The organism is Catonella massiliensis, assembly GCF_016651435.1.
GTDB lineage: Bacteria > Bacillota > Clostridia > Lachnospirales > Lachnospiraceae > Catonella > Catonella massiliensis.
This window is the reverse complement of record NZ_JAEPRJ010000001.1, coordinates 126,473-151,612: the sequence shown is the minus strand read 5'-3', so window position 1 is coordinate 151,612 and position 25,140 is coordinate 126,473. Positions and strand designations below refer to the sequence as shown.

At 39.6% G+C, this 25,140-nt stretch carries 16 protein-coding genes and 1 other annotated feature; of the genes, 4 read left to right on the top strand and 12 right to left on the bottom strand.

Annotation, left to right across the window (positions count from 1 at the left end):
• Positions 1-2: 2 nt before the first annotated feature.
• Complete coding sequence (locus tag JJN12_RS00655; RefSeq protein ID WP_208427885.1) at positions 3-1,460, bottom strand: PAS domain-containing protein; 1,458 nt, start codon at positions 1,458-1,460, stop codon at positions 3-5.
• 168 nt (positions 1,461-1,628) lie between these two features.
• Here JJN12_RS00655 and JJN12_RS00650 point away from each other — a divergent pair, with 168 nt between their 5' ends.
• Positions 1,629-1,985: a helix-turn-helix domain-containing protein gene (locus JJN12_RS00650; RefSeq protein ID WP_208427884.1), complete on the top strand. Its 357-nt coding sequence runs from the start codon at positions 1,629-1,631 to the stop codon at positions 1,983-1,985.
• Here JJN12_RS00650 and JJN12_RS00645 read toward each other — a convergent pair.
• Genes JJN12_RS00645 through JJN12_RS00635 form a run of 3 tightly spaced genes read right to left on the bottom strand, consistent with a single transcriptional unit; the run spans position 1,982 to position 3,944 of the window.
• Positions 1,982-2,416 carry a dUTP diphosphatase gene (locus tag JJN12_RS00645; RefSeq protein WP_208427883.1) on the bottom strand — a complete coding sequence of 145 codons (435 nt, stop codon included), beginning with the start codon at positions 2,414-2,416 and terminating at the stop codon, positions 1,982-1,984. The two genes, JJN12_RS00650 and JJN12_RS00645, sit on opposite strands and share 4 nt — an antisense overlap.
• On the bottom strand, positions 2,417-3,796 hold the full coding sequence (locus JJN12_RS00640; RefSeq protein ID WP_208427882.1) for a tetratricopeptide repeat protein: 1,380 nt from the start codon (positions 3,794-3,796) through the stop codon (positions 2,417-2,419).
• Positions 3,797-3,800: 4 nt separating this feature from the next.
• Positions 3,801-3,944 (bottom strand): hypothetical protein, encoded by a 144-nt coding sequence (locus tag JJN12_RS00635; RefSeq protein ID WP_208427881.1) that lies wholly within the window; start codon positions 3,942-3,944, stop codon positions 3,801-3,803.
• A 270-nt stretch (positions 3,945-4,214) separates the two neighbouring features.
• Between JJN12_RS00635 and JJN12_RS00630 the strand changes: the two genes are divergently transcribed.
• Both JJN12_RS00630 and JJN12_RS00625 read left to right on the top strand, forming a co-directional pair.
• Positions 4,215-6,341: a methyl-accepting chemotaxis protein gene (locus JJN12_RS00630; protein ID WP_208427880.1), complete on the top strand. Its 2,127-nt coding sequence runs from the start codon at positions 4,215-4,217 to the stop codon at positions 6,339-6,341.
• A gap of 128 nt (positions 6,342-6,469) precedes the next feature.
• A complete protein-coding gene (locus JJN12_RS00625) occupies positions 6,470-7,921 on the top strand; it encodes an ATP-binding protein (protein WP_208427879.1) in 1,452 nt (483 codons plus the stop codon).
• Positions 7,922-8,147: 226 nt separating this feature from the next.
• On the opposite strand, the gene JJN12_RS00620 is transcribed toward JJN12_RS00625, so the two are convergent.
• Together JJN12_RS00620 and JJN12_RS00615 are read right to left on the bottom strand one after the other, a co-directional pair.
• Positions 8,148-10,841 (bottom strand): valine--tRNA ligase, encoded by a 2,694-nt coding sequence (locus tag JJN12_RS00620; RefSeq protein WP_208427878.1) that lies wholly within the window; start codon positions 10,839-10,841, stop codon positions 8,148-8,150.
• Positions 10,842-11,014: 173 nt separating this feature from the next.
• Positions 11,015-11,317: a binding site (T-box leader), on the bottom strand.
• A gap of 33 nt (positions 11,318-11,350) precedes the next feature.
• A complete protein-coding gene (locus tag JJN12_RS00615) occupies positions 11,351-12,037 on the bottom strand; it encodes a 3'-5' exonuclease (protein ID WP_208427877.1) in 687 nt (228 codons plus the stop codon).
• A gap of 406 nt (positions 12,038-12,443) precedes the next feature.
• Here JJN12_RS00615 and JJN12_RS00610 point away from each other — a divergent pair, with 406 nt between their 5' ends.
• Positions 12,444-12,890 (top strand): GNAT family N-acetyltransferase, encoded by a 447-nt coding sequence (locus JJN12_RS00610; protein WP_208427876.1) that lies wholly within the window; start codon positions 12,444-12,446, stop codon positions 12,888-12,890.
• Between the two features lie 196 nt (positions 12,891-13,086).
• On the opposite strand, the gene JJN12_RS00605 is transcribed toward JJN12_RS00610, so the two are convergent.
• The 6 genes from JJN12_RS00605 to JJN12_RS00580 all read right to left on the bottom strand — a co-directional run bounded on the left by JJN12_RS00605 (position 13,087) and on the right by JJN12_RS00580 (position 24,749).
• On the bottom strand, positions 13,087-15,540 hold the full coding sequence (locus tag JJN12_RS00605; protein ID WP_208427875.1) for a lectin like domain-containing protein: 2,454 nt from the start codon (positions 15,538-15,540) through the stop codon (positions 13,087-13,089).
• An 80-nt stretch (positions 15,541-15,620) separates the two neighbouring features.
• On the bottom strand, positions 15,621-17,222 hold the full coding sequence (locus tag JJN12_RS00600; protein ID WP_208427874.1) for an ABC transporter ATP-binding protein: 1,602 nt from the start codon (positions 17,220-17,222) through the stop codon (positions 15,621-15,623).
• Between the two features lie 5 nt (positions 17,223-17,227).
• Positions 17,228-18,916: an ABC transporter substrate-binding protein gene (locus tag JJN12_RS00595; RefSeq protein ID WP_208427873.1), complete on the bottom strand. Its 1,689-nt coding sequence runs from the start codon at positions 18,914-18,916 to the stop codon at positions 17,228-17,230.
• Positions 18,917-19,090: 174 nt separating this feature from the next.
• On the bottom strand, positions 19,091-19,927 hold the full coding sequence (locus tag JJN12_RS00590) for an ABC transporter permease (RefSeq protein ID WP_208427872.1): 837 nt from the start codon (positions 19,925-19,927) through the stop codon (positions 19,091-19,093).
• Between the two features lie 9 nt (positions 19,928-19,936).
• Positions 19,937-20,887, bottom strand: a complete 951-nt coding sequence (locus tag JJN12_RS00585; protein ID WP_208427871.1) for an ABC transporter permease — start codon at positions 20,885-20,887, stop codon at positions 19,937-19,939.
• A gap of 250 nt (positions 20,888-21,137) precedes the next feature.
• Positions 21,138-24,749 (bottom strand): leucine-rich repeat domain-containing protein, encoded by a 3,612-nt coding sequence (locus tag JJN12_RS00580; RefSeq protein ID WP_208427870.1) that lies wholly within the window; start codon positions 24,747-24,749, stop codon positions 21,138-21,140.
• Positions 24,750-25,140: the final 391 nt, after the last annotated feature.

The following is a 25,140-nucleotide window of genomic DNA, read 5'->3' as shown; positions in this document are numbered from 1 at the left end:
TTTTAGAACCCGAGTTCGGCAAGCTTCTCCTTAAATATGTTGTACTGCTCTATAGCCTTGTCGTGGTTACCCCTTCGAATAATCAGTTCAAGCCTAAAGGCCTCCTTTTTAAGCTGCTGCTCGGATTCGTTGTCAGAAATCAGATTTTTAACGACACTGGCAAAATTCTCTGCTTTTTCCCAGTTGCCTAGTTCAATGCATATAAAAAGTTTCTCGAGGGCTGAATTTATTTCCTTGATATTCTCACTGGTTCCAAACTGGTATATCTTGTCCGAATTGGCAGTAAGCCTCCAGTCTGAGCTTCCTTCACCCGAATAGCTCGACTCCTCCTCTGATTCGGTATACTGTCCGCTGCCTTCATAGACGAAGTTTCCGTTAGGAAGTTCTACTCCTGTAGTCTCTTCTGCCGCGTCTGCTTTGCCAAGAATTACATTGAAGGAAAATGAGCTTCCCTTGCCCGGTTCGCTCTCTACCTTGATGTTTCCTCCCATAAGCTCAACTAACTTCTTGCTTATGGACAGCCCAAGACCTGTTCCACCAAATTTCCTTGTAGTAGAAGCATCCACCTGCGAAAATTTCTTAAACAGCTTATCCATGTTTTGTTTGGAGATACCTATACCCGTATCAACTACCATGAAGAAAAGCTCTACATAGTCGTCCTCTTCACGTATGAGTGATGCTTCCACCGCAATGTGGCCTATGGTTGTAAACTTAACCGCATTGCTTAGAAGGTTGTTAAATATCTGCATAAGCCTTAGCTCGTCTCCCACCAGATACTTAGGGATATCATCTCCCACATGTACAAGAAGCTTCAAGCCCTTTTCATTTACAAGGGTTACGTTAAATGCCATTACGTTGTTAAGAAATTCTCTAAAAGAAAAAGCCTTTTTCTCAAGCACCAGCTTATCGGATTCCATTTTTGAGAAATCCAAAAGGTCATTGATAATCTTGGACATATTCACGCAGCAGCCCTCGATTATCCCCACAGTTTCAAGCTGGTAGGAATTGAGCTCTGTATTAAGAAGATTCTTAGCCATTCCCTGGATGCCGTTTACAGGCGTTCTTAGCTCATGAGTAATATTGGATACAAATTCAGTCTTGTACTTAAGTTCATACTTAAGTTCCTCTTTACAGCTTTTTAGTTCTCTCGCAACATTTCTTTTTTCAGTTTGATCTATTGCAAATATAATAAATTTATCGTCTTCATAGCTTACAATCTTAAGGTCTGCAGGAAAACATGTTTCATTTTTCCTGTACACGTCAGTCTCAATATGTTCATGAAGGGCAGTTTCTTCCAGAGAAATATTGGGAAAGCTTATCTCAAATTTCCCTACTTCCTCTTCAGGTAAATAACCAAGGCTTTCCCTTGCTTTGTCTGAACAGGTAATACACTTACCTGTTTTGTCATAGATAAAAACAAGTTCAAGACATTCCTCTTTAAGAATATTATACAGCTTCATATCGACACTCATAATCCACCCCACTATACACAATTTGTGTATTTTTTTGCAATAACGTTTGACATTTTACGTTCAAAATTATATATTTATAGTATACTATATATTTGTAGTATGTTGTTTTGTTATACAATCTCTTTATTTCAAATATATCATTACAGGAGGTAACATATGAACTTTCATTTGAGACTTAAACAGCTCCGCCAGAAAAAAGGACTTACTCAGGGCGAACTTGCCGGCATACTGGGACTTAAGCCTACAGCTATCTCAAACTACGAATCAAACAGAAACGAGCCTTCCTTTGAAAAGCTGATTGCTTTGTCTAAAGAATTTGACGTAACCTGCGATTACCTGCTAGGTGTATCCGACTCTGCACTTCCTATTGGCGGAGAAATACTTGACAAGGAAATAGTTGATTTCTTCCTTGTATACCAGCAGCTCATGCCTGAAAGTGCAGCATCTATAAGAGATTATGCAGAATATCTTCTTGACAGACAGGAAAACAAAAGGAACCGTAAGCAGTCCTAGTTAGTGCCGCTGGTTCCAAAACCGCCTCTGTCCTCATTTTCAAGAGAGTCAACTTCAAGGAAGTTTATCTGCGGCTGATGTTTCATTATACGGAATTGGCAAAGCCTGTCGCCTACATGAACCTCTGTGTCACGCATAGCCAGGGCAGGCCATTTCCATTCATCAGCATCTCCCTTGTAGCTCTCGTCAATCACTCCCATGTGGTTGGTCTGGATGAGCCCAAAATTTTTATAGGTTGAGCTTCTTGGCACTACGTGTGCCTCATATCCCCGGGGCAGCTCCATAGCCACCCCAAGTCTTATGAGTCTGAATTCACCCTTTTTCATCACCACATCTTCTGCTACTCTAAGGTCTATCCAATCTGAATTGCCGGCTATATAGCAGAGTTTATCAATCTTATCCGTAAAATATTTTATCTTTATCGTTTCCATTTATTCTCCTAACAATGTGAGCATCCTCTTGGCCTCTACCGCTCTTTGGGTATCTCCATGCTTTTCTACAATCTTATTGTACCATTCAATGGCTTTAGTCTTGTCTCCGGACCTGTCGTAGCTTCTGGCAGTAAAGTACATAGAGTCGACATTTTCAGGATTCATCTTTAGGGAAGTTTCAAATGCTTTAAGTGCTTCCTTATACTTTCCCCTGCTATACTGGGTATAGCCTTCCTGATACAGCCTTGCAGACTGCTCAGCAAATACCTTCACAGAAAGCTGGTTGTAGAGGTTTAGCATGTTCTTATCCTTAAGGGTGGACTTATCTACCTTTACCAAGGTATCAGCCGACTTTGCCTTATCATCCATAGTATAATATGCCGCAGCCTCAACAAGAGCACCAAAGCCGTTATTTTCATTCTTCTTGGTGGTTTCTGAAAGCTGTTTATTCTTAGTCTCAAGAGTCTCTACCTTTTTCTTAAGCTCTGCATTTTCGCTCTTGATGCTGTCAAACTCCGCATTGGTCTTAGCCATGGTCTCATTGAGGCTAACTATCTCGGTATTCTTATTGGAGACAGACTTAGCCCTTATACCAGGCACGATTGCAATCATAAAAAATGCCATGCCAAGCACTATTCCTGCCAAAAGACTAATCCAAGGCAGGATTCCGTGTTTGTTATCTCTGTAAGCATTCATAGGAGCAAAGGATTCTCTTGCATTTAGGACAAGTTTATTGGCATCATTGTCCTCTGTCACATCCTCTCCCTGGCTCTTCCCCTTGACCTCAGCCATATAAAGCATGGCAAGAGGGTTCATTTTATCTACCTTTAGTGCCATCTTAAGGTATTTCTTAGCCTGTGAGATATTGCCAGCCTTGATATTTAAGAGGCCAAGAAGCTGTAAGCCTTTGACATGCTTAGGGTTAAGGGAAATCAGCTTTTTAAGCTGAATGATGGCAAGGTCATAGTTGCCGGACTTAACAAGCTTTAGTGAGGCATTGTACTTTTTGATAACCTGCCCCGCTGCATCAAGCCTGGTCGGATTGTTTTGAAAAAACGACAGGTATTCGGACGCGAGGTTATTATCAGGCTCAAAATGACTGCTTATTATCCACTCACTGAGGGCATCCACTGTCTCGCCCATTTCGCTGTATATAAGTCCTAAGAGGTTTCTAGCCTCGGTATTCTTTTTATTTATCTTTAAGCTGTTTTGAAGGCTTATCACCGCACCGGACAAATCCCTTGCCTTAGCCTTTTCGAGTCCTTCATTGTAGCATCTGTTTGATATACTGTATAGTTTCTTAAATAGCTTTACGTCACTGCCGCATTTTTCACAAGTGTCCCCGGCTGTGAGTGTTGCCTTACAATATGGGCACTGCATATATTTACCTCGTTTCTCTGGTTTCTTTAAGTACTTCCTTAATCAGGTCGGCAACATCTGACACATCGTTATGTCTGACAACATCAGCCACCTCTTCGATTTCAAGGCTTGGCTTAAACTTCTCAAGTTCTTTTTCAAAATCCAACATAATAACTCCCTTCATATCGTAGCTATATCAAAAATGTGGTATATTTATAGTTTTTCCACCCTAAAATGATACCACATTTTGTAGTCTTATTCAATTAGAAACAAGAATTAATCATAGGCTTACTTCTTAAATTAATGTGGATAGATACAGCGCTATTTAATCTGCCAAATAAAACCTGTCTGCCGCTAAACAAACGGGTAATACCTGCCGATATATGTTTATGGAAGTAAAGTACCTTAAATAATATATTTTTCACGAATGGAGGGAACCATGGGAAAAAATAAGGAAAGAAAGACTACCGAAAAGAAGAGCATTTTCAATAGTTTTGCAGTAAGAGTAGGTCTTATTGTATCGCTTGTTTTGCTTGTAGTTTTAGGAGCAAAGGCGGTATTTGATAACAACTACGAAAAAGAAACTGCTATTCAAAACGTTGAAACCGCAAAGCTTGAAGAAGCAAAGAAGATAGCTTACAAGATTGAAAGTCAGTTTGCCGGTGCATATCAGATTGGCTATGATGTAAAGTCCATAGCAGAGGCCATGCTTAATGATGTTCCTCTTGAAAACAGAAGCAGGAGTATGATTGTAGGCAGCGCAAAGCAGATATTTGACAACAACGACTTTATATCAGGTGTTGGCATTTACTTTACTGAGAATGGATTTGATGGTAAGGATGCTAAAGATGGCCGTTTTTCAGAGTATATCGAACGTGAGGATGGCAAAGTCATCTCCACTTATGAGGATGGAATTGATGATAAAGAATGGTATAGTGCTACATTATCAGGAAATAAGCCTATTCTTTTAGACCCTTATATTGATACAGATAACCAGTTGAAGACTTCATACTGTATTCCTATATCATACAAGGATAAGGCAGTGGGAGCTGTTGTTGTAGACATACTTTTAAGTGATTTACAGCAGGATTTTAAGGATGATTCAACAGATGGTGAAGAATTTAAGGGACTCCTTACAGACACCGGTTTCTTTATAGCAAATGCTATGGATGACAGTGAGGTTGCAAAGAACCTATTTGAGCAGGTTCCTGAGGCAAAGGCAAATGTGGCTGAAGCCATTGCGAATGGTTTCAAGCAGTCCGAAGAAACAATAGCAGGTACGGACTTACCTGGAAAAATCACCTATGTTGTAGTTAATTTCCCTGGGGTAGATAAAAAATGGTGCCTTGAAAATATCATTTCATACAGAAGGGTGGTTGAACACGCTACACAGTTTGTTCTTAGCAACATCATATATCACGCAGCAATCATTTCGATAATAGCAGGAATAGTTATCTTCCTTATGATTACCCGTGTGGCAAGGCCTATGGCACTCATAGAGAAGGCTATGCATAAGATGGCTAATTACGACCTTGATATATCTGATGAAACAGCCAATGCCACAAAGTACATGAAGGGCAAGGATGAGATTGCAAATGTAATGAGGTCAATAAAAACTATGACAGAGAACCTCTCTTCTATAGTTAATAACATCTCTTCACACGCGCAGAATACAGCAGCTACAGCTGAGGAGCTTACAGCAACTGCACAGTCTGCTTCCTCTTCATCAAATGATGTATCTAATGCTGTAAACAATATATCCGAGGGCGCTATGAGCCAGGCAGAGGATACTCAGAGTGCTGCAGGCTCAGTTGAGAAATCAGGCGAGCTTCTTGACGGCATGGTAGAGATACAGGAAAAGCTTTCACATTCAATGGAGCATATTAACAGCCTGAAGGATGAAAGTAATGTGATTATGAATGAGCTTGTACAGATAACCGGAGAGAACAAGGAAATATCTGAAAAGGTATCAGACGTAATTCAGGAGACAAATGATGCTACAGAAGCAATTGCAAGCGCAAGTGAGATGATACAGTCTATCTCAGACCAGACTAATCTCCTCTCATTAAATGCTGCCATCGAGGCTGCAAGAGCCGGAGAGGCCGGAAGAGGCTTTGCTGTCGTTGCTGATGAGGTTAGAAAGCTTGCAGAGGATTCCGCTAAGTTCACAGGCGAGATTAGAGAAGTTATTGACGAGCTTAAGAAGAAGGCTAAGGAAGCTGTAGATATGATTAAGCTGTCTAATGAAATCATTGACAGACAGGGAAGCAAGGTCAAGGAAACAAATGACAAGCTTGCTGAAATATCTGCTGAACTCGAAGGAAGCAAGAGAATTGTAGAGAGCATCAATGAGTCCTCTACTCAGATAAAGACCGAGAATGAAAACGTAGTTAAGGTAGTTGAGAATCTTTCTGCAATAGCAGAGGAGAATGCAGCAACAACTGAAGAGGTTGCGGCATCTGTAGATACTCAGGTACAGGCTATCCAGAACATTTCTCAGGCATCTGAGAGCCTTGCTGATATTGCATCACAGTTGCAGTCAGAGGTTTCTAAGTTTAATCTGTAATAGCTTTGCTGCCACCTTAATAAAATTTGTTAAGGCGGCAGTTTTTTCTTGCTTTTTTTTATTTTTGCTGTTAATATAATATCAAATCACGATTTACTAAATCACGATTTGATATTATGGAGGTCAACATGTTTATTGGAAGAGAGCAAGAATTGCAGTTCCTTAATGATAGATATAACGAGAATAAAGGACAGTTAATTGTTCTTTACGGCAGGAGGCGTGTGGGTAAAACTGAGACGCTCCGCGAGTTTTGTAAGGATAAACCCCATGTATTTTTTTCCTGTACTCAAAGCACCGATAAGGCACAGCTGAGTAGATTTTCCTCTATCCTCCTCAAAGAAAATATTCCTGCTAGAGATTATATAAGCGAATTTTCTGATTGGGAAAAGGCTTTTCGCTCGGTCCTTGACCTTCCATACAGAGACAGTAAAAAACTAATTATAATTGACGAATTCCCGTATATGTGTAAGGGAAACCCCAGCATACCTTCTATCTTACAAAACCTCTGGGATATAGAATTTAAGGATAAAAATGTAATGATAATTCTCTGCGGTAGCTCTATGAGCTTTATCGAAAAGGAAATTCTGTCAGAGAAAAATCCTCTATACGGCAGAGCTACCGGTGTATATAAAATGAAGGAGATGGGCTTCTATGACGCGATACAGTTTTTCCCTAATTATTCTGAAAGGGATAAGGTATATGCATACTCCATCCTTGGAGGTATCCCACATTACTTAAAACAGTTTAATCCTGAACTTCCACTTAGAGAAAATATAAAACGTGGTATACTTACCAAAGGTTCGGTGTTATACAGTGAGGTAGAGTTTTTGCTGCATCAGGAACTTAGGGAAACTTCCGTTTACAACTCAGTTATAGAGGCCGTTGCCCTAGGCAGCACCAAGCTAAATGATATCAGTCAAAAATCAATGGTTGAAGATACTTCAAAAACGAGTGTATACTTAAAAAATCTAATTGAACTTGGACTTATAAGCCGCGAATTTTCCATTGAATCATCTACAAAGGAAATGGCAAATACGAAAAGAGGTTTATACAGGTTAAATGACAACTTCTTTAGATTTTGGTACGCTTTCGGATACGCAAATATCTCACAGCTTGAAGACGGCGATGTAGAAGGCGTGCATAAATACATAGTAGAGCCTTCTCTTCATGAATTTGCCTCTTTAGCATTTGAAGACGTATGCAGACAGTTTATCATGGAACTTCAAAAGAAAGACCAGCTCCCATTTCGTATCATTAAGCTTGGACGATGGTTTGGAAAGACTACCATGCATGATAGCAAAGCCTCAAGCGGACTAAGGATAGCCGAAACAGAGATAGACCTTCTAGGTATAGGAAGGAATAATAAGGAATATCTAGTCGGTGAATGTAAGTTTAAGAATGTCCCTTTTGATTACTCAGAGTATATTAGCACCGTAGCAAAGCTTACTCACGAAAAGGAAAAAGCCAAGTTCTACTATGCTCTTTTTTCAGAATCAGGCTTCGATAAGAAAATACTTACGGAGGCAAAGGCTTCTAAAAATATTTATCTTTATGACTTGAATACGATTGTGAATCTATAGGAATTATGAGAGTTGCACTGTTGATAAACTTCATTTGTCTGGCTCTCATTATTCGATAGCCTTTAATGCTAGTCAAAAACCGGCACAGATGGCGGAATATCCGTTACCTGTACCGGTTTTAATTAGCTGTAAGAATCTGTCATAACATCTTTATTACCTGGCATCTTTAATTCCAAGTACTTATATACCTTGAGTTTTATGCCCCTTTGGACTTAATTCTAAATCCTTAGTTTTTCTTAAGTCTTCCCAGCTGTTCTTCTACCTGCTTAAGCATCTCGGTATATTTAGCGAGCTTCTCCTTCTCCTCATTTATCTTAGCCTCAGGAGCCTTGGATACGAACTTCTCGTTGCTTAGCATACCGTTTGAGCGGGCAATCTCTCCTTCAAGCCTCTTATGCTCTTTTTCAAGTCTCTCCACTTCCTTATCTATGTCTACAAGGTCGCTAAAAGGCATGTAGATTACTGCCTGAGATATAACCGCAGATACTGCATTGTCATCAATTCCAGACTTATCTGCCTGTACCTCTACCTCACTTGCATAAGAAAGACTTGCAAAGAAGCTCTCACCCTCTGTAAATACCTTTCTTACCTCCTCCTTGTCAGAAACGACTATAACCTTTGCCTTCCTTGAAGGTGGTACATTCTTATCTGTACGCACCGCTCTGATACTCTTTACGGCCTCTTTGATAAGGGCAACTTCTGCCTCTTCCTTCGCAAAATCCCACTCTGCCTTAAATGTAGGCCAATTAGATATCATAATGCTCTCTTCCATAGCAGACTTAACTGCCTCATTAGGCTCATTTTCACGAAGTGCCTGATAGATTTCCTCTGTAACAAAAGGCATGAAAGGATGGAGGAGTTTCAGCATATTGATAAGTACCGTCTTAAGTGTAAATAAGGCAGCTGCCTTGGTCTTATCAGTATCGCTGTAAAGGCGAGGCTTCACCATTTCGATATACCAGTCACAGAACTCCTCCCAAATGAAGTCATATACCTTCTGAACTGCTATACCAAGCTCAAAAGCATCCATGTTCTCAGTCATTTCTGCTGAGAGCTTGTTTGCCCTGCTAAGTATCCATTTATCGGCAGGAGTAAGTTCAGAGAGGTCAATGTTAGCAGGAACTTCTGCGGCGTCCAGGTTCATCATGATAAATCTTGATGCATTCCATACCTTGTTGGCAAAATTTCTGCTTGCTTCCACTCTTTCGTTGTAGAAACGCATGTCATTACCGGGTGCATTACCTGTGATTAGTGTAAACCTAAGTGCATCAGCACCGTATTTGTCTATGATTTCAAGCGGATCTATACCGTTGCCAAGCGATTTACTCATCTTACGTCCCTGTGAATCCCTTACAAGGCCGTGGAACATAACAGTATGAAAAGGTGCCTTTCCTGTCTGTTCGTAAGCGGAAAATATCATCCTTATAACCCAGAAGAAGATGATGTCATAGCCTGTTACAAGCACATCTGTAGGGTAGAAATACTTGTATTCAGGAGTCTCATTAGGCCAGCCAAGTGTTGAAAATGGCCAAAGTGCTGATGAAAACCAGGTATCAAGGGTATCCTCATCCTGCTTAAGATGTGACTTACCGCACTTAGGGCACACCTTTGGCTCTTCCTTGGCAACTATAATCTCTCCACAATCACCGCAGTACCAGGCAGGTATTCTATGTCCCCACCAGAGCTGTCTGGATATACACCAGTCTCTGATATTGTCTGTCCAGTTAAAATAGGTTTTGTCCATTCTCTCAGGGATGAGCTTAATCTCACCTGTCTTTACAGCCTCGCTTGCAGGCTTAATCATTTCATCCATTTTTACAAACCACTGCTCTTTGATAAGAGGCTCAACTACGCTGTGACAGCGGTAACAGGTACCTACATTGTGGCTGTGGTCTTCTATCCTGCCAAGGAGTCCAAGGCTGTCAAGCTCCTCAACGATCTTCTTTCTAGCCTCATATCTGTCAAGACCTTCGTACTTGCCACCATTTTCATTGATGGTAGCATCATCATTCATGATGTTGATTTCAGGGAGGCCATGGCGTTTACCTACTTCGAAGTCGTTAGGGTCGTGAGCAGGAGTAATCTTAACTACACCTGTACCAAATTCCATATCTACATAGCTATCTTCAATCACAGGGATTTCACGCTCTGCTATAGGAAGCCATACTGTCTTCCCCTTAAGGTAGGTATATCTTTCATCCTCAGGATTTACCGCTACAGCTGTATCTCCAAGCATGGTCTCAGGACGTGTGGTGGCAAATTCAAGGAAGTTGGTTGTGCTAGGCTTCCCGTCTTCCATAATAGGGTATTTGATATGCCAGAAATGCCCTGCCTTTTCCTCGTGCTCAACCTCAGCATCTGAAATGGAGGTATTACATACAGGGCACCAGTTTACAAGCCTTGAGCCCTTGTAAATGAGCTTCTTGTCATAAAGCTTTACAAATACCTCTTTAACCGCCTCAGAGCAGCCCTCGTCCATAGTAAAGCGTTCTCTCTCCCAGTCGCAGGATGAGCCAAGCTTTTTAAGCTGTGAAATGATTCTTCCGCCGTACTCATCCTTCCATTCCCATGCACGCTTAAGAAAGCCTTCTCTACCAAGTTCTTCCTTAGAAGTACCCTCTTCTTTAAGCTTTTCTACTATCTTAGCCTCAGTAGCTATGGAAGCGTGGTCAGTTCCTGCCTGCCACAGTGCCTCATAGCCCTGCATCCTCTTAAAACGGATGAGGATGTCCTGCATGGTATTGTCTAATGCATGTCCCATGTGAAGCTGTCCTGTGATATTTGGTGGCGGCATAACTATGGTAAATGGCTTCTTGTTAGGATTTACTTCCGCATGGAAATATCCCTTCTCAGTCCAGTTATGATAGATTTTGTCCTCAATCTGCTTCGGATCGTAGGTCTTCTCAAGTTCTTTTTTCATGTAATCCTCCTTTAAAATAAGAATCCTGCAAAGCAGGATTTTTCGCCTGCTGCGGGTCGCACTAGCGACATCTACTCATCCGCCGCAGTGCAATCCCTCGGAGAGATTTTTATTTGACAGGAAATTTTGGAGAAATTTCCTGTCAAATAAAAAAACTCCCACCCCTAGCCTTAGCTAAGGGCGAGAGCATATCCCGCTGTACCACCTTAATTTATGATAAATTTCAAACATTAAGTTCAATTCATTCACACCTCAGGTCACAGACCTCTTTTTTAGATAAGTGAATAATTTGAGTTACGTTAAACTCATCACCTTTATCTCCGTAACGGGGAATCCGTCATCTCCTAATCTGCTTATCGCACTTTCTCAGAGATGCTGTTTGAAAGCTACCTTCACTCCTTCTTCCTAAGACCTCTCACCCACCGGCCTCTCTCTGATAAGAATACGGAACTACTCCTCTTTCGCATTACATTTACAAACATAATAGCGAAATGAATCAGTTTTGTCAACTACTTGGTTTCATTTGCTATATTTTCCGTATACCTGCAATTTGGATAGGAACTGCAGCCAAAAAAGCTGCCAAATTTGCCATTTCTAAGCTTAAGAGTTCCTCCACACCTTGGGCATACCTTAAGGGGCTTTTCGCCATTTTTTAGTTCCTCTCCCAACCTTTCAAATACCTGCTGGTTCATCCTACAGTCATTCAAGGCTCTGTGTGCTCCTTCGGCTGGTATCTTATAGTATGTAGCAAGGTCTGTAAGCTTATGGTGTCCTAAGATAGGCAGACATTTCCTTGCCAGAGGCAGGGTATCTATGTAGTCATTGCCAAGGAAGAGCCTAAAAAATGCCTCACAGTCCCTGTGGATAAACTTCATATCAAATTCATGGATATTGTGCCCAACAAGGATATCATCTCCTATAAAATCGATAAAATCCTTTAAGACCTCCTCAAAGACCGGCATATCAGCCACCATCTCATCGGTAATTCCGTTTACCCTAGATGCTCCGTAAGGAATCCTCCTCTTAGGATTTACCAAGGTCGAGAACTCATCTACAATCTGCCCGTCCCTCACCTTGACTGCAGATATCTCTATAATTGCATCTGTAAGTGGCGATACCCCTGTTGTTTCAAGGTCAAACACCACATAATCCTTCACATATTTTTCCAGTTTTTCACCGGTTCTAAGACCTAACATTTTAACCTCCAATGTAATGCTAATAGTTTTTTAGTTAATTTAAGCTTATATTATAGGATTGCTCGCTATATCTCTGATTGACAATCACACCAAATAAGAGTAAACTCTAAAGCAAGAAATGAGTTTTTCAACCGTACAATTTTTACTAAAGCGGCCTGCTCGTTTCTTTTTTTATCCTAACTTATATCAACTATTTTACTCTCATAGTCTATAATAATATATATACACTGAGTTAGCAACTCTATAGTATTTTTAACATCGTTTGAAAAGCCATTATTTGCTTTTAGTGTTCGTAGTGAAGCCAATAGAAATTTTCCTTGTAGTATTTGAAAATGAAAGGCTTGGAAGTTAATGTTATGATGAAAGAATGTGGAATAACACATCATTGATTTAAGAGGTATGAACATTGATAGAAATAAGAGAAATTACAGAAAACAAGAAACAGTATTTATCACTTTTATTGCTGGCAGATGAGCAAGAAGATATGGTCGACAGGTATATAGCGGATGGCACAATGTACATTTTAGATGACAATGGAGTTAAGGGCGAATGTGTAGTTCTACCTATAGGCGGCAATACTCTTGAGATTAAAAATATTGCCATTCATCCGGATTATCATAGAAAAGGATATGGAAAAGCTTTGATTGATTTTATCATAGAAAAATACAAAGGGAAATATTCTGTATTACAAGTGGGAACGGGAGAAAGTCAGGCTACTATTCCTTTTTATGAAAAATGTGGTTTCATTCGTTCTCATACCATCAAGAATTTTTTTATAGATAATTATGACCATCCGATTTACGAAGAAGGTATCCTGTTAGTGGATATGGTTTATCTTAAAATGGATTTGTAAGTCTTGCTTTATTAGCATGAAAAATTATAAGTGCATGAAGAGATGATTTAGTTTTAAAGTCTTTGGCTGGCAAAAAAAGCTCATGGTAGAATATCCATTTCGCCTTACGAGTTTTCGGATATTTACCATGAGCTATTAATTGAAATAAGACACTTCTTTGCTAATTAAACAAAGCTTATACTTGGGAGAGTAATATTTACCTCTTATAATAAGCCTTAACACAGGCATTTACCGGGTAAGCTGGACCACTTTCAGTTGCATACTGATTCAAGTCCATGAATCCCATTTCCTTATCGTAAACGTAAGTTTCTTCTTCTCCTACCTTTGCATTTTTACCTTGTCCCATAATATTCTTTTCTTCAATAACCATATCATACTTATGTTTAGGATCCTCTTTGTCTGAGTTTTTTGTCCAGATTCCGACTGCAAAGTCTTTACCCTTTTTTATCTTAGCATCTACTTCAGCCGGGATATCAAGAGTATGATAGCCTGCATTATCAGCTATTCCTGACAATACCTTATATTGCTGAACCATCTTGTAAAACTCTTCTGCTTCATCTTCACCCAAATCTTTAGCATCTGTAGCAAAGCTATTAAAGTCAGGTATTAAATACACTTCATACTCTGCATTCTTCTTTGTAGTGTAGAAGCCTATCTTCTCTATCTTTGAGTCACTTACAGCCTTATATCTGTTAAACAAAACATCTTTTTCATCAGTCGCAAAGTTGATTCCTTCCCTAAACCCTGTGAATGCAAGCTCATCGTGCTGATAAATACTATACTGTGGCTCGATTACCTCTGTAAACACATAAGGATTCTCGCCCATTGAAACAGACTGAAATGACACGTAGAAATATCCCTTATCGCCGAAGTCTTCACTCTGTGCATCCCTTACTATCCAAGCTCCGTCTATCTCAGGCTTGGTGGTAAAATTATCCTTTGAGAAATCATCATCCCACCCAACTATAGTTATAGCGTGATTTGCTCCGTATTTTACTCCGTCTGCCTCTACGGTTTTGTACTTCGATGTCCTGTCACTGTCTTTCCCATCAAAATAATAAGCCTTGGTCTCAGGATTGTAGTACTTTACATCTGTGTATGGGAAGGTCTTATTGCCGTCGTGAGCCATGTACATATCTGCTACTACTCCACCATTCTTAGCAATAGCTTCTTTAATCTGCAAAAGTTCATCATCCTCGGCGGAGATAACCTTTGTTGTATCAACAGTCTTAAGGAAGTCAAAGCCCATAATCTGCTTAACTCCGTCTTTAATAACAGGATTCTTAGCTGCTGCATTTACCTGCTCCTGTGTAAGGTAATTTCCTTCCCCACCTTCACCCTTCATAGGAATGTACGGATCATCTTCTTCTAATATAGGTCCATAGTTTACAAGATAAGGTATATCAGAATTTCTGTTTCTTCCCTGCCTTACATTATTAGTGCCAAAGTAAAAGCCTTGGCGGTTCTCAAAGTTGTTCTCTGAAAGGTCAAGCTCTGCCCCTGTTTTAAGCTTGATGTGAGACTCCAGCGCACCAAGCGCAGCAAATGACCTACAGCCACCATCTCTGAACTGATTCTTTATCTTACTTACTGCATTCACTTCTCTAAGGTCATACTTTCTATAAACCTTACTATTTGCTTCAAGCTTAGGTTCAGGCTTCTCATCTACAGGAGAGTTATTCTCGCCTTTTTTCTCATTGGTTTCAGGCTGTCCTACCACATTTCCAACTGTATTTTGAAGAATATTATTGATGTTAGTTCCATCCCCAAGAGGAGTAGTCTCATCATTTAGGCTTACTGTATTGTCTAACGAGTTTTCATAGCCTCCCTTATCAGCTAAAACTCCATTCTTAAGTTCTTTGTAAGCACCACTCATCAGCACTGTCTCATCACCTGAAGCATTCTCTACAAATACTTCTTCCTTTGTTTCATTCTTAACTACTACATTTACCTTCTGGTCAGTAGCCTTTACAGATGAACCCTCCGCCCCCTTCTTGAATATGGCTTCAGTATTCTTATTTGCTATAAGCTCTACCTGTACACTGCTTGTGACCTTGGTTCCCTCAGCGTTTACAGTTACAGGCACAAGATCTGTCTTTCCACTTAGACTAAGCTCAGCCTTCTTTTCAACTACTAGGCTTGTAACCTCGCCCTTTATGCTTACATCAGCCTTAGCACCTGATTTTAGGAATCTGATGAAGGCTACCTTTGCATTCTTACTTACTTCAATGCTGCTCTCTTTGCTTTTTACCACGAGACCATTTCCATTAGCCTTCTCAACCCACTTCTTGCTGCCTATTTCAATTATCTTAAATCTTCCCTTATTAGTAACCTCTGCCTTAGGGGCATCTATTACGAGCTTAACCTTCTTATGGTTTCCCTTGAGACTAAGTTTTACCTTCTTATTTGTATTCAGGCTAATCTCTGTATTGGCACTGTTCTTAAGTGCCTTGTTAAGCTCTGAAACAGTTTTTACTACTACTGTAGTCTTATTTTTAGAAGTAGTCTTATTCTTTGTAGCATCCTTCTTTTTTGTAGTAGTCACCTTTGCATTCTTAACACCTGCGCTCGCATAGTTTGCAGGCACTGAGCTTATTACAAGTGCAGCAGCAAGTACTCCTGATGCTATCATCATATTTTTTCTTTTCATCTTTATTTCCTTCCTAGGTCTTTTATATTGTATCTATCTACTAAGCCCGGTTTACAGGGAAGAATCCTGCAAAGTAGGATTCACACAGCTTTTATCCCCGGTATCGAGGCTAAGAGTTCCTTCGTATAGTCATCCTTAGGATTTTCAAATATCTCTCTTGTCGAATTTTCTTCAACAATCCTCCCCTTGTACATGACCATAACTCTGTCGCTGATATTCTTCACAACTCCCAAATCGTGAGAAATAAATATATAAGTTAAACCCTTCTCCTTCTTGAACTTTTCGAGCAGAGCCAAGATTTCAGCCTGTATAGATACATCCAGCGCTGATACAGGTTCATCACAGATTACAAGCTCCGGCTCACCTATAAGCGCCCTTGCTATTACTATTCTCTGCTTCTGCCCCCCTGAAAGCTCGTGCGGATATCTTTCGGCAAAGCCTTCGTTTAATCCTATTTCATACAAGGCTCTCTTCACCCTTTCTTCAGCCTCTTCTCCCCTAATCCCTAAGTTATTAAGAGGAGCGAAGAGGCTTTCTCTTACCGTCATCCTTGGATTTAGCGAGCTGTATGAGTTCTGAAATATGAGCTGTACCCTCTTCCTAAAACACTTCATATCCTGCTTTGAAAAGCTTTCTATCTCTTCACCGTCAAATACTATCCTGCCTGAGGTTTTCTTTATAAGTTTTAGTATAGTCCTGCTAAGCGTAGACTTGCCACAGCCCGACTCCCCTACAAGCCCTAAGGTTTCACCCTTATAGACATCAAAGGATACCCCGTCTACTGCCGGTATATATTCAGTCCTGCCAAAGAGTCCCTTTCTGCCTGCAAATGATACCTTTAGATTCTCCACGGTTAATAGCACTACTCCCTTAGTCTGCCCCACTTCTCTAAACCCACTCATATCAGGTATGGAGGATATTAAGAGCTTTGCATAGTCAGACTTTGGCTTGTTAAATATCTCCTTTGACTCCGCTTCCTCTACTATCCTACCGTCTTTCATAACCAGAACCCTATCAGATACCTCGGCAATTATCCTTAAATCGTGTGAAATAATGATGGCTGCTGTATTAAGCTCCTCACAGAGTTCTTTGATTAAGATGAGAATCTGCTTTTGAGTAGTCACATCGAGAGCTGTAGTAGGTTCATCAGCTATAAGAAGCTTCGGTTTACAGGCAAGAGCCATAGCTATCATAACCCTTTGGAGCATACCGCCCGATAGTTCGTGAGGATACTGCTTCATACGTAGCCTCGACTCATTTATACCTACCTTATTAAGCATATCTATGGATTTTTCATCGGCCTCTCGTTTCTTTAGTCCTTCGTGCAGGCTGAATACCTCGGAGAGCTGTTTCCCTATTGTATCCGTGGGACTTAAAGAGGCGGCGGGATCCTGAAAAATCATAGATATATCCCGCCCACGAAGCTTTACCATATCCTTTTCGGAAATATCTACAAGATTTTTTCCGTCAAAGTTTACTTCATCTGCACTAAAGAGCGCATTCCTTGGCAAAAGTCCGATAAGAGCTGATACTAGCATAGATTTTCCACTTCCGGACTCTCCCACAATCCCAAGGCTGACTCCGGAATATAGTTCAAAGCTTACCCCATTTACTGCGGTAAGCCTTGACTTTTTATTCGGAAACTCTACTGATAAATTTTTAACAGAGAGTAATTTTCCCATATATTTTATTCACTAACCTTCCAAGTATGAATTTCCCAGTTAAATGTACTGAAGTTCTCAGGTTTAACCCCGCTAAGACGCTTATTATAAGCAACTAAGCTGTTTGTGGTAAAGAGATATCCATAAGGGCTTATCTTCTTCATTTCAACCTGAAACTCGTCAAATACAGGCTTTCTTTCCTCCATTGTCAGAAGTGAATCACCCTTCTTCAATAGCTTAATAAGCTTATTATTCTCTTCGATTTTGCAAAGATTAAACGCTCCCGTAAGCATCTCAGAACTCTCACTAGGATTCAATGAACCTCCTGAACCTACTATTCCTAAGTCCTCATCGCCCTTTTTAGCTGCTTCCATAAATGCAGGGAAGTCCACCTGTACTATCTCAGTCTTAACTCCAACAGCTTTAAGGTTCTCGGCTATGATTGCTGCAGCCTTCTCACGCATAGAGTTACCAGTAGGTACGTAGAACTTTAAGGTCTTGTCAAACGGGAACTTAGCTTCTTCAAGCTGCTTTTTAGCCTGATTTACGTCATACCACACTTTAACATCCGGGTTATAGTAAGGGTTGATAGATGAGATAGGTGTAATGATAGGCTCTCCTTCACCCTGTAAAAGCTGCTCTACAAGGCTCTTACGGTCAATAGCCATGCTAAGCGCCTGCCTAACCTTCTCACTCATATACTTCTTAGAGCAGTTGAAAATGAGGAGCTGATAGCCCTGACTCTTAACTGACTCAGTTACAAGATTTTCCTGCTCCTTAGCAAGCTTAAAGTCATCAAGAGGCACACCGCCATAAAGTACTGTATCAATCTCACCATTCATAAGACCTGCAAGTAAGTTAGCTGAATCAACCACACGGATAACGAGTTTATCAAAATCAGGAGCTCCGTTATAATACTCTTTATTTGCCTTAAACTCTACTCTTTCACCATCTACCATGCTATCGTAGATAAATGCACCGGTTCCGTTTGGATTAGCCCAAGTCTCTGCCTTGCCAAGTTCCTCTGCAGACTTATCCTTAAGCTTGGTACCCTCTACTATGTACACATGGCTTAAATCATCAAGGACTGTATCAACAAAGGTAGGTTTCTTAAACTTAAATACTACTTCGTTGTCACTTTTAGCAGTTACCCCTATAGAACCCTTCTTAGTCTCAACTCCGCTCTCATCACAGCCATCAAGATATCTGAGATAGTATCTGCTGGTGGTTTTGATATCAGGGTTTGAATATATCTTGAAGCTTTCAACGATGTCATTTGCGCTAAATTCATCACCATTATGCCACTTGATTCCTGATTTTAACTTAAAAGTAAGCTCTGTAGATTCTTTGTTTACTTCCCAAGACTCCGCTAATTCTCCCTGATAGCTTCCGTCACCATTTAACTTAACGAGAGAATCATAGACCTGATCAAAGATAATATTGTCATAATGCGAATCCTCACCCATAGGATAAAGGTCTGACCACTTGCCAGGCATAGCCGCTACTACAGTCTTTTCACCCGACTGTTCTGTTGTGGATGCACTGCTTGTCTTACCCACTGAGCTTGTTGCCTCTGCACTACTTGTTTTTGTAGCAGAGCTTGCTGTAGAAGAGCTCTTTGTCTCAGATGTCTTGGTGTCAGCAGGCTTTGAGCAGCCTACCATAGAAATTGTCATGGCTGCCATCAAAAATGCAGCTAAAACCTTTTTCTTCATTTTCCGTTCTCCTTTTTTATTTGGTTTACTTTGATACAGGATTGAATAAGCCTAGCTCCTTCAATCCTAAAATATATATGTAACCTGATTATTCCGTTTTAGCTCATAATATAATCTTTCTTTATCTAAGATAGAAGTATCATAACTTAAACCGATAATCCGGTGGTTACCTGCTTAGTATGCCTTTGGATCAAGCGCATCCCTGAGCCCGTCTCCAAGAAAATTAATACTCATTACCGTAACTATGATGGCTATTCCTGCCGGCACCCACTGCCAGGGCTTACCTATAAGTATGGCTATGGATTGGGCTTCAAATATGATATTTCCCCAGCTTGCCTGTGGTGGCTGAACACCCATACCAAGGAAACTAAGAGCAGATTCTGTTAGTATAGCAGAGGACATATTAAAGGCTGAAGATACGAGTATAGGTGCCAGGCTGTTAGGAAGTACATATTTCCATATAATCTCATTATTTCCCGTACCAATCACTTTTGCTGATTCTATATATCCAAGGTGGCTTACAGTAAGTACCCTGCTGTAAGTAAGCCTTGTAAAACCTGTAAACCCCATAATTCCAATAATTATGGAGACAGACCATACAGAAGGACCTACAAGGGCTACTGCAACCAACACTAAGATTACTCCCGGAAATGCCATAAATATATCCGTAATGCGCATAATTACGCTTTCTGCGATTCCTCTGTAATATCCTGCATATAGACCTAAAGGTACCCCTATAGCAAGGCTTACTAAGGTAGAGAAAAATCCTACAAAAATTGAAACCCTGCCCCCATACACAAGCCTTGCAAGTACATCCCTGCCTATGCTGTCTGTTCCCAAGATATGTCCACCCACTCCGGGAGCAGTTCCAAAGTTAATACTGTCTACCGAATATGGATCTAACTTCATTATCATAGGGATGAAGGCAGCTATAAATATCTCAGCCAAAAGAATGATAAGCCCTATAATAATCAGTTTTTCATTTCTAATTTTGTTAAAAGCCCTTTTCATGCCTCTCCTTTAACCTTTGATTCTTGGATCTAAAATGCCGTATAAAATGTCTGAAATCAGATTGACTATAAGTACAACCACAGCCGTAAGCACTGTTACTCCCATAATCACAGGATAGTCCCTTGCCTTTATAGCAGCTATAATAAGCATTCCTATGCCCTGCCAGCCAAAGAGCTGCTCCGTAACCACAGCCCCTCCTATAAGCCCCGGTATGGTACCTGTAATGACTGTAAGTACCGGGATGAAAGCATTCTTAACTCCATATCTGATTATAGCCTGTGTTTTTGACAGCCCCTTAGCCCTTACCGCCCTCATGTATTCTTCCTGTAAGACTTCTAAAAGAGAGCCCCTCATCTGCTTAAACCAGCTTCCAATATTTTGTATAGATAGCACTATACAGGGAAGCACCATATGCTTTGCAAGCATGAGCACCGTCTTTTCACCCGATGCATCATACATTCCGCTTGAGGGAAGGAGTTTAAGCTTAACTGAGACCGTATATATAAGTATGAGCCCAATAAAAAAATTGGGAACTGACATAAGGAAAAATGAAATTGCACTAAGTACATAATCCTCTCCCTTACGCCACCTTGCCCCAGCCCACAAACCAAGTGGAATGGCAATGACAAATGAAACTATGAGAGACGCTGTCCCAAGCATAAGAGTTGCCGGAAGTCTGTCTGTGATAAGCCCAAGCACCGGTCTGTTTCCTGAGTATGAGTAACCAAAATTCCCCCTCAATATATTTACTAACCAATGGTAATACTGTATAAAGACAGGCTTATCAAGTCCAAGTGACTCTTTTATCCTTAGAAGTTCTGCTTCCGTAATACCCGGAACTGAGAGAAAGGCATCCATCGGGCTTCCCGGTGCTAAGGACATAAGCAGATAAACAACAACTGTTACACCAAAAAAGGTGGGTATCATAAGCAACAGTCTTTTAAGAATGTATTTTTTCATATTAGTCCACATAATTAAGCCCAAATTATCCTTAAAGTGACTCGAATAATTTGGGCCAACTTCTAAAATCAATAAGTTTCAAAAATAATTTTTATAAGCAGTGACAATTGTAGTCTTTTTTCTGATTATTTTCAATAATTATAAAAAAACACAATAATTATATATATCTATCGCGATTACCTATTAACGCAATAAAAGTAACTCCCCTCAAGAAGAGTTACTTTTAATTATTCTCTATTGTCTTTATTATTTACTTTAACACGATTCCTTTAACAGTTATGCTATTATTAGGCTCTCCGTCAGGAAAAGATAAATAGCTGAAGTCCTTTTCATTTCTAAAGCTAAGGGTAAGGTCTATCTTCTTTTCTCCCTTTGCCTTAAGTTCAGCACCAGCTGTCTCATTTAATGTGAACTTTATCTTGCCTTCTTCAAGAGCAACCTGAATATTGCTGTCACTCGAGGCAGCCTTAATATTGGCAGCACCAATTGAAGCCAGTCCCTTAACAGGTGAGTCCATTTCTGCTGTTAAATCTGATACTTTAGCTGCTTCACCCTTGTAATCTACATTCTGTCCATCTATAACAGCCTCATAAAGCGATGTTAATCCTGAGAGAGGAGTAAAGTCATAAACCTTATTTCCATTTAGCTCAATACTTCCAAGCTCTGAAAATGCTGATATAACAGCAATGTCTTCTACATTGTTCTTTGAGAATCTAAGCTCTGTAAGTCCTGTATTCCCTGCAAGAGGTGTTATATCTGAAACTTCATTACCACTAAATCTAAGCGCTGTAAGCTTTGTCTTACCTCTTAGTACATCGAGGCTTGTAAGCTTATTGTTATCCAAATAAAGGTTGTTAAGCTCGGTACAGTTTGCTAAGAAGTCAACGCTTGTTAATCTGTTATTGCTTAGATCTATCTCGACAACCCCATTAAGCCCTGCAAAAATATCTCCCGTAACATCAGCATCATCTATTCCACAGTTATTTAAGTTAAGCTCTTTAAGCTTGGTAAGGTTCTTAATAACCTTGATACCGCCAAGATTTTTATTATCTTCAAGATTAAGAGTTTCAAGCTTTACCAAATCTTTAATGCAGTCAATATCTTTTACATCATTTTGCTTCACATTGAGTATGAGAAGACCTGTTATGTCTTTGAGTGCAGAAATGTCTGTAATCTTGTTTCTTATAGCATTGAACATGGTCATTTTGTTATAATTCTTTGCTACACTCACATCTGCAATATAATTTATTGAGATATCAAAGTCCACAAGATTTGTAAGTTTTCCTAAAGAGCTTACATCTGCAATTCTATTGTGCGAAATGTAAAGATGCTTTAAGTTTGTAAGCTCTTTAAGAGGTGTAACATCCTCAATATTATTATGTGATAACCTCAAAAACTCTAACTTCTTCAAATCCTTAAGAGGATTTAAGTCGCTTATAGAGCTGGCTGAATATCTGATGTCACCAGCTTCCGGGATATCGCTTGATGAGAAGGTAAGCATCTTAAGGTTAACTGCCTTTTCAAGGCCCTTTATACTCTTAACAGTTATCTCATTCTCATAATCCTTATCCCAGCCGGTAAAGGTGAGTGCCTCAATCTTTGCCATCTCACTTTCATATATCTCAGTATCCTTAGGATTCTTTCTAAATGATGTATCTGTGAGTTTGATTACATACTCGCCCTTCATATCATCACGCTCTTCATCACCCTTATAGCCCTTAAGCAAGGCAAGAAGATATTCTTTGAGGTTGTTGTCTTCAAACTGAACAGTTTTACCCTTTGTAAAGTTAAGCTTAACATTCTGCACTGAAAATCCCATCCCGGCAATGTCACTGATAACAAGGGGAACTGTTATTTCCTCCGTTCCAAGCAATTTTAATGTATCAACTAATTTGTTACTTACCTCAAGCTTGATTTTATTTGTTGCTTTATCATACACAGCCTTTATGTCATCTCCGTACTTTTTAGCCTCAACCCCCATAAAGAACTGAACATCATCTTCAGCTATTTTGCTAAGACTTGCATCAAGCTCATCTATGCCTAAAAACGGATTGTCAAATTCAGCCTTACCATTTGATACAAATACTTTTTCATTAAAATCTGTTGTCTGACCTGAGAAATTAAGGCTCCAGCCAGGCTCTTCATTTGCAACCTTTATATATCTCTCAGCTAAATACTCACCAAGCCCTCTATAATCAGTAATATTGTTTCCTGATAAATCTAAATCTTTGATATGAGTAAGGTTCTCAAGTCCCTTTACATTGGTTATTCTATTTGCGGAAAGGTCTAAAAACTCAAGCTCTTTCATATCCTTTATGGCTTCTGATACTTCGGTGATGCCCTTAGACTTAACCTCTTTACCTTCTTCCTTTGTAACTGTTACATTATAATGTAAGTCCAATCCCTTTAACTTAGTAAGACCTGCCAGAGGTGTAACATCCTCAATGAGGTTGTTGTAGAGCTTTAAGTATCTAAGTTCTGTAAGCCCTGCGAGTGGACTTACATCGACTATCCTATTTCTCTGAAGCTCGATATATTTTAACTTTTTGAGATTTCTAAGCGGGCTTATATCTGCTATTTCATTTTCATTTAACTTAATCTGCTCAAGATTTACAGCATATTCAAGACCTTTTATGCTCTTAATTCCTCTAGATACCATAAACTTAAAGTCAGGAGTATCTTTTAAGCTTCTTGGATTGCCTAAGATAGATTCACTAGGTCTGTCGTCATCTTCACCACCCAAGAATTCACCCTGGGACACCTTTGGCTTACCATCTTCTCCGAGAAAAATCGATATAACTTTAAGGCTTGCCATTTCTTCCTTAGTCACTCTCTGATCATCAGCCCTGTCTTTATCAATGTTTTTGTTTATGACCTTTAACAAAAGTTTATCTTCAATAGGAGCATATTTATCCTCATCAGAAGCCAAGCCCATAACATTGCCTGCGTTTATAAGAGTACTTCCTGTAGAAATACCTGTATTTACATCGCCAAGAGGAGTAGTATCATCATTTAAGCTTACAGTATTATCTAATGAATTTCCTGATTTGCCCTTATCAGCAACTATTCCGTTCTTTAACTCCTTATAAGCACCGCTCTCAAGTACAGTCTCATCTCCTGCTGCATTCTCTACAAATACTTCTTCCTTGGTTTCATTTTTAACAACAACTTTTACCTTATTATCAGATGCCTTTACGGATGAACCCTCAGCCCCCTTCTTAAGTACGGCCTCAGTATTCTTAGTTGCTGTAATTTCAATCTGAACACCGCTTGTAATCTTGGTTCCACCTGCATTTACCACTATAGACACAAGTTCAGTCTTACCTGTAAGTTTAAGCTCTGCCTTCTTATCTACAATGAGGCTTTTCACTTCGCCATTTACGCTAACATGAGCCTTAGCACCTGACTTTAGGAACCTTATATATGCTGCCTTAGCGTTCTTGCTAACTTCTATACCGGTCTTTGCACTTTTTACTACAAGGCCGTTTCCTTTAGCCTTTTCCACCCATTTCTTGCCATTTATTTCTATTATCTTAAATCTGCCTTTGTTTGTAATCTCTGCTTTAGGAGCACTTATTATAAGCTTAACCCCTTTATGATTTCCTTTAAGATTAAGTGTGATTTTCTTGTCAGTTTTTAATCTAATCTCTTTATTAGCACTGTTCTTAAGTGCGTTGTTAAGCTCAGAGGCTGTCTTTACAACCACCCTAGTCTTCTTCTTTGAGACTGTTTTCTTTTTCTTTGCAGCCACGGCTCCGGTAATATCCCTTACTTCTGCACCTGCATAATTAGTTGAAAATGAACCAATCACAAGGGCCGCAGCCAATGTTCCCGCCAGTAACTTAACTTTCTTTGATTTCATACCTTCTCCTTCTGATTCACTATTTGATGTATCATTTGATAAAATGGCTATTTACACGTATTTTGACATATCAAAACTGTAGAACTCCCCTATGGATGACCCCAATCAGATTATTACAAATTTTTCAGAGATATTACCTTATAATTTTGATAAGTTCTACGAATAAATATTAACTGTGTGCTATTGTATTCTCTTTTCTGACAAATTACAATAATTATAGCCATTTACAATATATGCTCATATTTATTACATTATCAAATATTTAGATCAATTATTTTTTTGTGTACTTAAGTATTATATACATGATACCGATATATAAATATGTCTACATATTATATAACAAGGAGTAAATTATCAATAAACGCCATTGACAAGTTACTTGTTATACTGT

Bases quoted from the DNA above. Each gene is read 5' to 3' on its own strand.
- JJN12_RS00600 (WP_208427874.1), bottom strand. From the start codon at position 17,222: ATGGGAAAATTACTCTCTGTTAAAAATTTATCAGTAGAGTTTCCGAAT.
- JJN12_RS00595 (WP_208427873.1), bottom strand. From the start codon at position 18,916: ATGAAGAAAAAGGTTTTAGCTGCATTTTTGATGGCAGCCATGACAATT.
- JJN12_RS00580 (WP_208427870.1), bottom strand. From the start codon at position 24,749: ATGAAATCAAAGAAAGTTAAGTTACTGGCGGGAACATTGGCTGCGGCC.
- JJN12_RS00630 (WP_208427880.1), top strand. From the start codon at position 4,215: ATGGGAAAAAATAAGGAAAGAAAGACTACCGAAAAGAAGAGCATTTTC.
- JJN12_RS00585 (WP_208427871.1), bottom strand. From the start codon at position 20,887: ATGAAAAAATACATTCTTAAAAGACTGTTGCTTATGATACCCACCTTT.
- JJN12_RS00645 (WP_208427883.1), bottom strand. From the start codon at position 2,416: ATGGAAACGATAAAGATAAAATATTTTACGGATAAGATTGATAAACTC.
- JJN12_RS00605 (WP_208427875.1), bottom strand. From the start codon at position 15,540: ATGAAAAGAAAAAATATGATGATAGCATCAGGAGTACTTGCTGCTGCA.
- JJN12_RS00640 (WP_208427882.1), bottom strand. From the start codon at position 3,796: ATGCAGTGCCCATATTGTAAGGCAACACTCACAGCCGGGGACACTTGT.
- JJN12_RS00655 (WP_208427885.1), bottom strand. From the start codon at position 1,460: ATGAAGCTGTATAATATTCTTAAAGAGGAATGTCTTGAACTTGTTTTT.
- JJN12_RS00590 (WP_208427872.1), bottom strand. From the start codon at position 19,927: ATGAAAAGGGCTTTTAACAAAATTAGAAATGAAAAACTGATTATTATA.
- JJN12_RS00620 (WP_208427878.1), bottom strand. From the start codon at position 10,841: ATGAAAAAAGAACTTGAGAAGACCTACGATCCGAAGCAGATTGAGGAC.
- JJN12_RS00625 (WP_208427879.1), top strand. From the start codon at position 6,470: ATGTTTATTGGAAGAGAGCAAGAATTGCAGTTCCTTAATGATAGATAT.
- JJN12_RS00635 (WP_208427881.1), bottom strand. From the start codon at position 3,944: ATGTTGGATTTTGAAAAAGAACTTGAGAAGTTTAAGCCAAGCCTTGAA.
- JJN12_RS00650 (WP_208427884.1), top strand. From the start codon at position 1,629: ATGAACTTTCATTTGAGACTTAAACAGCTCCGCCAGAAAAAAGGACTT.
- JJN12_RS00615 (WP_208427877.1), bottom strand. From the start codon at position 12,037: ATGTTAGGTCTTAGAACCGGTGAAAAACTGGAAAAATATGTGAAGGAT.